General features: G+C 72.8%; 12 protein-coding genes. 7 read left to right on the top strand and 5 right to left on the bottom strand.

The genetic code is table 11. The annotated features are described in order from the left end of the window. The 3 genes from ACWGDE_RS29730 to ACWGDE_RS29720 form a co-directional block, all read left to right on the top strand. Positions 1-638 (top strand): alpha-amylase family glycosyl hydrolase (locus tag ACWGDE_RS29730; protein ID WP_453392121.1); only part of this gene is annotated, 638 nt, incomplete at its 5' end. Between the two features lie 25 nt (positions 639-663). Continuing rightward, positions 664-1,686, top strand: coding sequence for a LacI family DNA-binding transcriptional regulator (locus ACWGDE_RS29725; RefSeq protein ID WP_453392120.1), 1,023 nt, complete (start codon positions 664-666; stop codon positions 1,684-1,686). Positions 1,687-1,787: 101 nt separating this feature from the next. Further along, positions 1,788-2,693 (top strand): phosphatase PAP2 family protein, encoded by a 906-nt coding sequence (locus tag ACWGDE_RS29720; RefSeq protein WP_453392119.1) that lies wholly within the window; start codon positions 1,788-1,790, stop codon positions 2,691-2,693. Between the two features lie 18 nt (positions 2,694-2,711). Here ACWGDE_RS29720 and ACWGDE_RS29715 read toward each other — a convergent pair whose 3' ends face one another. Further along, the gene (locus ACWGDE_RS29715) at positions 2,712-4,310 is read right to left on the bottom strand and encodes an amidohydrolase (protein ID WP_453392118.1); all 1,599 of its coding nucleotides are present in this window, start codon (positions 4,308-4,310) and stop codon (positions 2,712-2,714) included. Further along, complete coding sequence (locus ACWGDE_RS29710) at positions 4,232-5,914, bottom strand: APC family permease (protein WP_453392117.1); 1,683 nt, start codon at positions 5,912-5,914, stop codon at positions 4,232-4,234. The genes ACWGDE_RS29715 and ACWGDE_RS29710 overlap by 79 nt, the downstream gene beginning before the upstream one ends. A gap of 121 nt (positions 5,915-6,035) precedes the next feature. Here ACWGDE_RS29710 and ACWGDE_RS29705 point away from each other — a divergent pair, with 121 nt between their 5' ends. Further along, positions 6,036-6,629: a TetR/AcrR family transcriptional regulator C-terminal domain-containing protein gene (locus ACWGDE_RS29705; RefSeq protein ID WP_453392116.1), complete on the top strand. Its 594-nt coding sequence runs from the start codon at positions 6,036-6,038 to the stop codon at positions 6,627-6,629. An 85-nt stretch (positions 6,630-6,714) separates the two neighbouring features. Here the strand turns inward: ACWGDE_RS29705 and ACWGDE_RS29700 are convergent, their stop codons facing one another. Further along, positions 6,715-7,113, bottom strand: a complete 399-nt coding sequence (locus ACWGDE_RS29700; protein WP_453392115.1) for a winged helix-turn-helix transcriptional regulator — start codon at positions 7,111-7,113, stop codon at positions 6,715-6,717. A gap of 112 nt (positions 7,114-7,225) precedes the next feature. Between ACWGDE_RS29700 and ACWGDE_RS29695 the strand changes: the two genes are divergently transcribed. Beyond that, on the top strand, positions 7,226-8,101 hold the full coding sequence (locus tag ACWGDE_RS29695; protein ID WP_453392114.1) for an SDR family oxidoreductase: 876 nt from the start codon (positions 7,226-7,228) through the stop codon (positions 8,099-8,101). Positions 8,102-8,163: 62 nt separating this feature from the next. Here the strand turns inward: ACWGDE_RS29695 and ACWGDE_RS29690 are convergent, their stop codons facing one another. Beyond that, complete coding sequence (locus ACWGDE_RS29690) at positions 8,164-8,463, bottom strand: hypothetical protein (protein ID WP_453392113.1); 300 nt, start codon at positions 8,461-8,463, stop codon at positions 8,164-8,166. A gap of 170 nt (positions 8,464-8,633) precedes the next feature. Between ACWGDE_RS29690 and ACWGDE_RS29685 the strand changes: the two genes are divergently transcribed. Both ACWGDE_RS29685 and ACWGDE_RS29680 read left to right on the top strand, forming a co-directional pair. Beyond that, complete coding sequence (locus tag ACWGDE_RS29685) at positions 8,634-9,374, top strand: PP2C family protein-serine/threonine phosphatase (RefSeq protein WP_453392122.1); 741 nt, start codon at positions 8,634-8,636, stop codon at positions 9,372-9,374. 142 nt (positions 9,375-9,516) lie between these two features. Continuing rightward, entirely contained in the window at positions 9,517-10,329 is an 813-nt protein-coding gene (locus ACWGDE_RS29680) for a hypothetical protein (RefSeq protein ID WP_453392112.1), read from the top strand. Here ACWGDE_RS29680 and ACWGDE_RS29675 read toward each other — a convergent pair. Beyond that, entirely contained in the window at positions 10,326-11,285 is a 960-nt protein-coding gene (locus ACWGDE_RS29675; protein ID WP_453392111.1) for a LysR family transcriptional regulator, read from the bottom strand. The two genes, ACWGDE_RS29680 and ACWGDE_RS29675, sit on opposite strands and share 4 nt — an antisense overlap. Positions 11,286-11,435: the final 150 nt, after the last annotated feature.

Genomic DNA, 11,435 nt, shown 5'->3' with positions numbered 1-11,435 from the left:
CCCCGACGACGTGGGTGCTGTCCAACCACGACGTCGTACGTCACGTCACGCGGTACGGGGGCGGGGCGCGCGGCCTGGCCCGGGCGCGGGCGGCCGCCCTCCTGATGCTGGCGCTGCCCGGGTCGGCGTACGTCTACCAGGGCGAGGAGCTGGGCCTGCCCGAGGTGCTCGACCTCCCGGACTCCGTCCGCCGGGACCCGGCCTTCGCCCGGGGCGAGGGCCAGGACGGGCTGCGCGACGGCTGCCGCGTGCCGATCCCCTGGTCCGGCACCGAAGCCCCGTACGGCTTCGGCGACGGCGGGAGCTGGCTGCCGCAGCCGGCCGACTGGGCCGGACTGAGCGTGGCCGCCCAGACCGGCGACCCGCACTCCACCCTGGAGCTGTACCGCGCCGCCCTGGAACTGCGCCGCGCACTGCCCGGCCTCGGCTCCCCGGACGCAGGTCCCCTGACCTGGCAGTCCGCGCCGGAAGACGCCCTGCTCTTCACTCGGCCCGGGTTCGCCTGCACCCTCAACACCCGGCCCGTGGTGCTCGAACTCCCCTCCCCCGGGCGCCCCGTACTCTCCAGCGCCCCGGTGGAGACGGACGGGCGGACCGTCCGGCTTCCCCCGGATTCGTGCACCTGGTGGGCTTTGTAGCGTGCGACCGGTACAGTCCAATCCCGTGACCGCACGGCTAGCCGACATCGCAGCCCAGGCGGGGGTCAGCGAAGCCACAGTCAGCCGCGTGCTCAACGGCAAGCCCGGTGTGGCCGCAGGCACCCGTGAATCCGTGCTGGCCGCTCTCGACGTGCTCGGCTACGAACGCCCCGTACGACTGCGCCAGCGCAGCGCGGGGCTCGTCGGCCTGATAACCCCCGAGCTGGACAACCCCATCTTCCCGGCGCTCGCCCAGGTCATCGGCCAGGCACTGACCCGGCAGGGGTACACGCCGGTGCTGGCCACGCAGACGCCCGGCGGGTCCACCGAGGACGAGCTCGTGGAGATGCTCGTCGAGCGAGGGGTCTCCGGGATCATCTTCGTCTCCGGGCTCCACGCGGACACCACCGCCGACATGGGCCGCTACGACCAACTCCGCGGACAGGGCGTCCCGTACGTCCTCATCAACGGCTTCTCCGACAAGGTGCGGGCCCCCTTCGTCTCCCCCGACGACCGGGCCGCCATGCAGCTCGCGGTGACCCACCTGACCGCCCTCGGGCACACCCGGATCGGGCTGGCCGTGGGCCCCAAGCGGTTCGTGCCGGTGCTCCGCAAGATCGAGGGCTTCCGGCTGGGCATGAAGGAGCGGCTCGGGCTCGGCGAGGCCGAGGTCGAGGAGCTCATCCAGCATTCCCTGTACACCCTGGAGGGCGGCCAGGCCGCGGCCTCCGCGCTGATCTCGCGGGGCTGCACGGCGGTGGTCTGCGCGAGCGACATGATGGCGCTCGGGGCGATCCGGGCCGCGCGGCAGCAGGGCCTGAGGGTCCCGCAGGACGTCTCGGTCGTGGGCTTCGACGACTCCCCGCTCATAGCGTTCACCGATCCGCCGCTCACCACGATCCGCCAGCCCGTGCAAGCCATGGGTCAGGCGGCGGTACGGACCCTGCTGGAGGAGATCGGGGGCACCCCGGCCCCGCACAGCGAGTTCGTCTTCCTGCCCGAGCTGGTGGTCCGCGGGTCGACCGCGTCGGGGCCCCGGAACCCTTAGGGACTGATGGCCACGAGTCGTCCGCGAGGTGGACGGGCTGCGGCCAAGACCGTCCCAAGGGATGATCGGAGGCGAGAACGCATCTGGCAGACTCTTTCCCTATGGGTGAAGCGAGCGTGAAGACACTGGATACCCGGACGGACGTCTCGTCACCCACCGTGACCGAGAGCCAGGACCGCCCGGCCTCGTCCGAGCGCACCCTGATCTCGCGGCTGCGCGTACCCCGGCGGCCCCGGATCTGGTTCGAGATCCTGCTGATCGCGGTCAGCTACTGGACGTACTCGCTGATCCGCAACGCCGTGCCCGAGCAGAAGGCGGCCGCCCTCGCGAACGCCGACTGGATCTGGCGGACGGAGCGGACCCTCGGCATCGCCGTGGAGGAATCCGTCAACCACGCCGTCAATTCGGTGACGTGGCTGATCGTGGGCATGAACTACTACTACGCCACGCTCCACTTCGTGATGACCATCGGCGTCCTGGTGTGGATCTACCGTTTTCATCCGGGGCGTTACGCGGCGACGCGGCTCGTCCTCTTCGCCACCACGGGTGTGGCGCTCCTCGGCTACTACTTCTACCCGCTCGCGCCGCCCCGGCTGATGAACGGGCAGAACTTCGTCGACACCGTGCTCGTGCACCACACCTGGGGCTCCATGGCCTCGGGCAACCTCAAGCACATGTCGAACCAGTACGCGGCCATGCCCTCCATGCACATAGGGTGGTCGCTCTGGTGCGGGCTGACGATCTTCGCGGTCGCCTCCGCCCCCTGGGCCCGGATCCTGGGCCTGCTCTACCCCGCGGCGACACTGATCGTGATCGTGTCCACCGCCAACCACTTCTGGCTCGACGCCGTGGGCGGCATGCTCTGCCTGGCCTTCGGCTACACCGTCTCCCGCGCCTGGTACGGCTCCCTGCCGCACCGCCTGCCGCGCCGCCCGGAGGAGACGGGCCGCCATCCGGTGGCGGCGGCCGTTCTCAGGATTCCGGCACTGGCCCGCTTCCAGCGCTGATCCTCACCCGGGTGGGCCTCACCCCCGGTGGGTGATCCGGCCGCCCGACATCGTGAGGCGGACCGGAGCCCCGGCCAGCTCGTCCGGCGGGCTGTCCACCGGGTCCACGCCGAAGGCCGTCAGGTCGGCCCGGAAGCCGGCCGCGATCCGGCCCGCCACCCGTTCCTCCCCCGCCGCGAGCGCGGCGTGCGTGGTCATGCCCTCCAGGGCCATCAGCCCCGTCAGGGCCGCCCCGCGCCAGGCGCCCGTACCGGCCGAGGCCGCGCCGAGGGGGCTGCGGGCCACGGACAGCACCCCGCGGGCGTCGTAGTGGGCGATCGGCCAGTCCGAGCCGAGGGCCAGCACCGCGCCGGCCTCGCGCAGGTCCCGGCAGCGCCAGGCACGGCCGGCCCGCTCCGCCCCCAGCCGCTTGGACCACTCGTCGCCGTGGTCGGCCCGGGTGTACGCGGTGTGCGGCGGCTGCATCGAGGCGATCACCCCGAGCTCCGCGAACCGCTTCAGCTGGTCGTCGGGGACCGTCTCGATGTGTTCGATCCGGTGCCGCATCCGGGCCTGTGCGCCCAGCGAGGCCACGGTGTCCAGGACGTGGCGGACCGCCGCGTCGCCGATGGCGTGGGTCGCGGTGCGGACCCCGGCCGCGTCGAGGACCCGTACCGCCCGGGCGTACGCGTCGGGGTCGGGCCAGAAGGCGTCGGTGCCCCGGCCGTGGCAGTCGGCGTGCTCCAGCCAGGCGGTGCCGCCCTCGACGGTGCCGTCCATGAAGAACTTCACGCCGGCGACCTGCCAGTGGCGGCCGCCGAGCAGCTGGATGTCGATGAGCTCGGCCAGGTCGTCGTCGGTGGCGCCCGGCATGCACCAGGGGGACAGGCGCAGCCGCAGCGGCAGGTCCCCCTCGTACTCGGCGCCCGCGAGCAGCGCCGGTACGTCGCCGTCGCCGAGGTCCATGACGTGGGCGCCGGTCAGGCCGGTGGCGGCCATGTCGCGGAGCAGCCCGCCCAGGCGGCCGCGGCGTTCCGCGGACGTGGGCTTCGGGGCCAGGGAGCCCACGAGGTCCATCGCGGCGTGTTCGATCAGGTGGCCGGTGGGCCGCCCGGAATCGTCGCAGACGATCTCGGAGCGCTGGGCGAAGGTGCGCGGGCCGGTGACTCCGGCGGCGGTCAGGGCCGCGCCGGAGGCGAGGGCGGAGTGGCCGTCGTACAGGCGCAGGAAGGCGGGGGCGCCGTCCAGGGCGTCCTCGATCAGCGCCTTGTCGACGGGGCGGCCGCCGAAGGCGTTGTGGTCGAGGCCGAAGCCGGTGACCCAGCCGCCGGGGCCGCGGCGGGCCCCGCGCAGGGCGGCGCGGAGCTGGTCGAGGTCGCGGACGGCGGAGAGGTCCGTGCCGGTGGCCATCTCGATGCCCCAGACGGGGTGGCTGTGGGCGTCGGTGAGGCCGGGGGTGAGGGTGGCGCCGCCGAGGTCGAGGACCTCGGTGCCGGGGCCGCGCCAGTCGCGGACGTCCGCCTCGTCGCCCACGGCGACGATCTCGCCGTCAAGGACGGCTACCGCGCGGGCCTCGGGGCGGGCCGGGTCGAGGGTGCGGACGCGGGCTCCGGTGAGGACTGTGTCGGCAGCGGGCACGGCTGATCTTCTCCTTCGGGGGCTCCGGGGCCCTGGGGGCCTCCGGGGGCTTCGGGGCCTGCGGCTTCGGCGGTTCCGGCGGGTTCGGCGGCTTCGGCGGCTCCGGCGGCTTCGGTGGCTCCGGCGGGTTCGGCGGGTTCGGCGGCATCGGCCGCTCCGGCGGCGGGCTCTTCGGCGAAGCGGGCGTAGACCTCGGGCCGGCGGGTCTTCAGCCGCTGGGCGAGGACGAGGCCGGCCAGGAAGACGGCGGGGACGAGGGCGACGAGGACGGTGTTGACGGTGGTGGAGGCCATGGTGAACAGGTCCACCTTGGAGACGACCAGGCAGATCGCGACGGCGAGGAGGACGGCGGCGGTGACGGGTGCGATCACCGTCCGCCAGGGCCCCTCGGTGTGGTCGATGCGGCGGAAGTAGACGGGTACGGCGATGGCGGCGAGCAGCATCAGGGCCATGAGGCCGACCATGCCGGGCGTGTTCACCCACAGCAGGAGCTGCTGGTAGGGGTCGGCCCCGGCGAGGGCGAAGCCGAGGACGATGACGGCGCCCAGGGCGGTCTGCGCGGCGCCCGCGAGGTACGGGGAGCCGTGGCGCGGGTGGATGCGGCCGAGGACGGCGGGCAGTACGCCTTCTTCGGCGAGGGCGAGCGCGTACCGGTTGATGGCGTTGTGGAAGGCGAGGAGGGAAGCGATGACGCTGGTGACGATGAAGACGTGCATCAGGTCGGCCGCCCAGGGGCCGACGTAGCTGGTGATGGCGGTGAAGAAGAGGCCGCCGGGGTCCTCGCCGGCGGCGGCGAGGACTTCCCCGGCGCCGAAGGCCTGGATGACGGTCCAGACGATGAAGGCGTAGAAGAGGCCGAGGAAGGCGACGGCGATGTAGGTGGCGCGCGGGATGGTCCGGTCGGGGTCGCGGGCCTCGCGGCGGTAGATGACGGTGGACTCGAAGCCGGTGAACGCGGCGAAGGCGAAGGCCAGGACGGCGGCGGTGCCGGGGACGAGCACCGCGCCGGGGGCGAAGGAACCGGCGGAGAGGCCGTGGGCGCCGCCCTTGACGAGGACGCCGCCCGCGAGCAGGACGAGTATCCCGGTCTCGGCGACGAGCAGCACGCCGAGCAGCTTGGCGCCGAAGTCGATGGAGCGGAAGCCGCCGTACCAGATGAGGGCGAGGCCGGCGAGGGAGACGGGCAGCCAGGGGACGTCCACGCCGGCCAGGGCGTGGGCGGTGTCGGCGGTGGTGGTGCCGAGGAGGCCGTAGACGCCGATCTCCATGCCGTTGTAGCCGATGAGGGCGAGCAGGGCGGCTCCGATGCCGACGCGCTTGCCGAGGCCCTGGGAGATGTACGCGTAGAAGGCGCCGCCGCTGCGGACGTGGCGGCTCATGGTGGTGAAGCCGACGGCGAAGACCGCGAGGGTGAGGCCGGCGAGGAGGTAGCCGGCGGGGGCGCCGATGCCGCCGAGCAGGATCGCGACGGGGGCGACTCCGGCCATGACGGTGAGGGGCGCGGCGGCGGAGACGACGAAGAAGGAGATGTCGGCGGTCCCGAGCGCGCCGCGGCGCAGGTCGGTACCGGGTGCGGGTCTCGGTGGCTCTGGCGTTTCGGGCATGGGGAGGCACCCTTCTGCGAACGGCACGCGGCTGGGGAACGAAAACCTAAAGGCTTTCGGTTTGCGGCAATGTAGCCTCCGGTTTTGGCGTACGGGAAGACCTGACGGCGGGAGAAAAACGATGGCGCGGCCTCGCACCCCCTTGATCGACCGGGAGCGGATCGGCGCTTCGGCCCTGCAACTCCTTGCGGAGCAGGGCGAGTTCAGCGTTCCGCAGATCGCCCGGGCGCTCGGGGTGCAGACCGGGTCGCTGTATCACCACGTGGACGGCCGGGCCGGGGTGATCGAGCTGATACGGGAGCGGGTGTGCGCCGGAATCGACGGCGGGGCCCTGGCCACCGAGCCCTGGGACGCGGCGCTGGAGGCCTGGGCGCGCTCCTACCGGGCCGCCTTCGCCGCCTACCCGCGCGCCATCCCGCTGCTGATGACCACGCCGGTGCGGGCGCCCGCGGTGCTCGCGCAGTACGAGCAGGCGGTCGGGCTGATGCTGCGGGCGGGCTTCCGCCCCGAGCAGGTGATGCCGCTGCTGACGGGCCTGGAGAACCTGGTCCTGGGCTCGGCCCTGGACCTCGCGGCGCCGGACGCCATGTGGGAGCCGACCCCGCAGACCCCGCTCCTGGCCGAGGCGCTGGCCGCACAGGGGGCGGGGCGTGCGGAGGCCGCCTTCGAGGTGGGCCTCACGGCGTTCCTGGAGCACGCGCGGGCCGTGCGCTAGTTCGGCGCGCGTTCGGCGCGCCGGTTCGGCGCGCCGGTTCGGCGCCCTGGTTCGGCGCGCTGGTTCGGCGCGCTAGTTCGGCGCGCTAGTTCGGCGCAGCCTCCTGCCGCTTCGCCTCGTCGTACGCCTCGCGCGCCTTCTGCACGTCGTCCATGCGCACGCCGGTCCAGTGGGCGAGGGCGCGGACCCGTTCGGCGGCCTCGCGGCCCAGGGGGGTGAGGGAGTAGTCGACGCGGGGCGGGATGACGGGCTTGGCGTCGCGGTGCACGAAGCCGTCGCGCTCCAGGGTCTGGAGGGTCTGGGTCAGCATCTTCTCGCTGACCTTGGCCACCGCGGCGATCTGCCGGCGCAGTTCGCTGAACCGGTACGAGCGGTCGAGCAGGGCGTCCAGGACGAGGACTCCCCACCTGCTGGTGACGTGCTCCAGGACGAGCCGGTGCGGGCACATGGCCTCGGCCTGGGCCCACTTCTCACTTACTCCCATGCCAGTACCTTACTTCAAAGTGGGTACTGTGCAATCGATAGTGCCCCCCGTACGGTGAGTGCACGGGCCCGGAAGCCGGGCAGCCGGAAGCAACACCAGGGAGTCGTTCACCATGAGCATCGTCGTCACCGGAGCCACCGGAGCCCTCGGCCGTCTCGTCATCGACGAGCTGCTCGCCAAGGGGATCCCCGCCGGGGAGATCGCCGCCGTCGTCCGCGACAAGGAGAAGGCCGCCCCGCTCGCCGCCCTCGGCGTCGAGCTGCGCATCGCCGACTACAGCGCCCCCGAGACGCTCGCCGGGGCCTTCCGGTCCGGCGACCGGGTACTGATGATCTCCGGCAGCGAGGTCGGCCGCCGGGTGCCCCAGCATTCCGCCGTGATCGACGCGGCGAAGGAGGCCGGGGTGGCGCAGTTCGCCTACACCGGCATCCTGGGCGGGCCCGAAGCCGACTTCGAGCTGGCCGCCGAGCACCGCGCGACCGAGGAACTGATCCTCGCCTCCGGCCTGCCGTACACCTTCCTGCGCAACGGCTGGTACACCGAGAACCACACCGGCAACCTGGCGCCCGTGCTCGCACACGGGGCGGTCCTGTCCAACGCGGGCGAGGGCCGGGTGGCCTCGGCCGCCCGGGCCGACTACGCGGCGGCGGCCGCGGCCGTGGTGACCGGCGAGGGCCACCTCGACACGGCGTACGAGCTCAGCGGCGACGTGGCCTGGTCCTTCGCGGAGTACGCGGCGGCGGTGGCGGAGGCCTCCGGGCAGGAGATCGCGTACCACGCCGTGACCCCGGAGGCCCACCTCTCCGTCCTGACGGGTGCGGGGGTACCGGCCCCGTTCGCCGAGATCCTGGTCGACGTGGACCTGGCCATCGAGCGCGGCCGGCTGGCCGGCACCTCCGGCGACCTGGCCCGGCTGATCGGCCGCCCGACCACGCCGATGGCGCGGACGGTCGCGGAGGCCGTGGCCGCCGCGGGGAGCGCGGGCTGAGCCGCTGCCCCGATGAGCCGCTGCCCCGGTGAGCCACTGCCCCGTGGCTCCGGGCCACTGCCCTACGGTTCGAGGTGGCTGAACCCGACCTCGAAGCGTTCGACCGAGACGATCCCCTGGCCCTCCCGCTGGGCCGTTTCCTCGCGGATGCGGGTGCCGAGCTCCTCGCTCTCCCGCATGGTCCGCTCGTCCTCCCACAAGGTCAGCGACACGGCCCGGCCCGAGGCCCGGTCGACCAGGTAGTACACGCCCCGGAAGCCGGGAACGTCCCGTACCCGCTGGACGATCGCCTCCGAATTCGCGGTCAGGTCTCCCCCTGAGGGAACCGGTGATCCCTGGTAGGTACTCAGCCTCGCGAACATCTTCCGCAGTCCCTTCGCTCAGGTGCCTCGGTCCCTCAGCCCCATCGCCCCCTTCAGGCCCTCCGTGGCCCAGGACCAGCCTGCTCCGGCAGATCACGCGCCGCATGCCGAGCGGCGCGACAATGGGGGTGAGGGACGCGTCTGCCGTCGCGGAGAGGCGGGACGTCGTGGTGGCCTACATAGCCGTGACCGCCCTGAGCCATGTGGGGCTGGTCCGCGATCACAACGAGGACAGCCTCGTCATCGGACCGTGGACCCTGTGCGGGACGATCACCCGCAGCCCGCAGACGCTGCTGTTCCCCCTCGGCAGACCGCTCGTCGTCGCGGTCGCCGACGGGCTCGGCGGACAGCCGGCCGGGGAGGTCGCCAGCGAGCTGGTCGTCCGCCAGCTGGCCCTGCTCGGCCCTTCGCTGGACGGGGTCCAGGCCGTGGAGAACGCGCTGAACCTCTGCAACCGGGCGGTGTCCTCGGCCACCGAGGGCCGTCCGGATCTGACCGCCATGGGCACCACGATCGCCGGCACCGTCGTACTGGAGGACTCGCTGCTGTCGTTCAACGTCGGCGACAGCAAGGTGTTCCGGGCGACCGCGGACGGGCTGCACCAGGTCAGCGTGGACGACAGCCCGCCGCCGCTGCCCGGGCACCGCACCACGTCGGCCGTCACCCAGACGCTCGGCGGAACCCGCGCCCAGCACGTCCTCACGCCCCACGTGACGGACCTGCCGCTCTCCCCCGGCGACCGCTACCTGGTGTGCAGCGACGGGCTGACCGACCCGGTGCCCGACGAGGCCATCGACGACGTGCTGCGCGTGCACGACGACGGCAAGGCGGCGTTCGAGCTGTGGAAGGCCGCGATCGAGGCCGGGGGCCCGGACAACATCACCCTCGCGCTGGTGCGCATCGGCGCGTGAGGGGCGTACGCGCGCTGCCGCCGTTCGGGACAGCGGTATCGATACTGCCTGCGCCGAAGGGATGACGCCGTGGATGCGCGTGCGGGGCCGGGGCATGGGGGTGTTGCCGATGACCCCCTCGCCCGAAAGGCACCGCGCCGAGATGAGAAGGCTCCGTACCCCCGCCCTGGCCGCCGCCCTGCTGTTCGCCGCCACCGGACTCACCACCTCCGCCGCACGGGCCACGGACGCCCCCTCGCGGCCGACCGTGCGCGTTCAGCACACACGGGTCGAGTCGGGGTTCCGGTCCGTCGGCCCGGGGGCCGAGGAGTACGTCCCCGCCAAGTGCCCGGACGGAACGAACTACTCGGGGGGCGGCGGCCGGACCCTGGGCCCGAACGTCTTCCTCACCGGCACCGACGGCGACCAGGGCAGCTGGGAGGGCCATGCCGTCAACCTGGGTGAGGAGACGGGCTATCTGGAGGCGCAGGCCATCTGCGTGCCCCAGGCCACCTACGAATCCACCCACCTGGAAGAGCACATCCAAGTGGGCGAGACCCGCGCCTCCTGGGCCGACTGCCCCGCCGGCCAGGTGCCCAGCGGGGGCGGCGGCACGGCCATCGGCGGACGCCTCTTCCTCAGCGACAGCTACTCCGACGGCGTCCGCTGGTGGGTCCGCGGCACCCGCATGGGCGGCACCTTCGGGTCCCTCAACGCCGAGGCGAACTGTTCCTCGTACCCCCACACCGTGCGACAGGGCTTCTCCGCCAACGTGGCCGCAAGGGGCGGAGTCGCCACCGCCCGCGCCTTCTGCAACGCGAACGAGGTCCCCAGCGGGGGCGGCGGGTTCAGTTCGGGCTACTACGTGTTCATCAACGACTCGGTCCCCGACGGAAACGGCTGGCGCGTGCGCATGACCAACACCGGAGCCATCGCCCAGAAGATCACCGCCCAGGTGATCTGCGTGGTGCCCTAGCCGGATCGCGGCGCCCCCCTCCGCCCCGTCGAGCCTCGGCTCGCCGGGGCGGTGGCGGTGCCCGCGGTGAGCTCGTCGACGATCTCCAGGAACGGGGTGACCAGGGGGTTCTTCCCGGCGACGGGCCACATGAGGCCGTAGTCGATGGTCGGGGCGTCGCGGAACGGGACGAAGGCGAGACCGGGACGGCGGTGGTAGTCCTCGGCCCGGGCGGCGACGGTGCTGACCCCGACGCCCGAGGCCACGTGCACCAGCACCTCCGGCCAGAAGTTCGTGGCGGGGCCCTGCGGGACGGGGCGGCCGGAGGGGGTCCGGCGGGGGAAGTAGTGGTCCATCCAATAGCGCGGTATCCGCTCGTCGTCGAGGGTGACCAACGTGGCGTCGGCCAGGTCCTCCAGAGATACGGACTCCTGCCGCGCGAAGGGGTGGTCGGCGGGGACCATGAGCGCCCGGGGCTCGGCGAAGAGCAGCCGCCCGAGCTCGATGTCCGGTTCACGGATGGGGAACTCGGTCAGCTGGACGTCCACTTCGCCGGCCCGCATGCCGCCGAGCGGGTCGCGGAGCTGGATCTCCTGGATCTGCACGTCGCAGCCGGGATGGCGGACCCGGAACAGGTCCGCGGCCCGGACCATGAGGTTTCCGCACCACGGCGCGGACCAGCCGACGCGCACCACGCCCTTGACCCGTGCGCCCTGCCCCACGGCGATGGCCTGGGCGAGACCGGCGCCGATCTGCTCGTAGGCGGGCAGCAGGTCGTCACGGAGTTGCCGCCCCACCTCGGTCAGCGTCACCTTGCGGCTGTTGCGGTCGAACAGCGGTGCTCCGATGCGGCGTTCCAGCCGGCTGATGGTCTGGCTGATGCGGCCGGTCGTCACGTGCAGGCGTTCCGCGGTGCGGCCGAAGTGCAGTTCCTCGGCCAGCGTCAGAAAGGCTTCCAACTCCAGGCGTTCCAGCACCCCGCTGCCCCCTCGATCATGTAGCCCGGCTCACCGGAGCATGCCACTCTCCGATCTTGTTGGCCCATCCAACCCCCTAGGGCGTGTCTTTCGGATCAGGCCGGATCAGCCCGCGGTGTCCGGTGCCGTGCATCGCAAGGCGGAGGAGGG

It is taken from the genome of Streptomyces sp. NPDC054956 (genome assembly GCF_053609185.1).
This window is presented reverse-complemented; position numbering and strand designations above follow the sequence as displayed.

What these genes read in the sequence shown, in the direction of transcription:
- ACWGDE_RS29720 (WP_453392119.1), top strand. Translation starts at nt 1,788, where the DNA reads ATGGGTGAAGCGAGCGTGAAGACACTGGATACCCGGACGGACGTCTCG.
- ACWGDE_RS29710 (WP_453392117.1), bottom strand. Translation starts at nt 5,914, where the DNA reads ATGCCCGAAACGCCAGAGCCACCGAGACCCGCACCCGGTACCGACCTG.
- ACWGDE_RS29705 (WP_453392116.1), top strand. Translation starts at nt 6,036, where the DNA reads ATGGCGCGGCCTCGCACCCCCTTGATCGACCGGGAGCGGATCGGCGCT.
- ACWGDE_RS29700 (WP_453392115.1), bottom strand. Translation starts at nt 7,113, where the DNA reads ATGGGAGTAAGTGAGAAGTGGGCCCAGGCCGAGGCCATGTGCCCGCAC.
- ACWGDE_RS29695 (WP_453392114.1), top strand. Translation starts at nt 7,226, where the DNA reads ATGAGCATCGTCGTCACCGGAGCCACCGGAGCCCTCGGCCGTCTCGTC.
- ACWGDE_RS29690 (WP_453392113.1), bottom strand. Translation starts at nt 8,463, where the DNA reads ATGTTCGCGAGGCTGAGTACCTACCAGGGATCACCGGTTCCCTCAGGG.
- ACWGDE_RS29680 (WP_453392112.1), top strand. Translation starts at nt 9,517, where the DNA reads ATGAGAAGGCTCCGTACCCCCGCCCTGGCCGCCGCCCTGCTGTTCGCC.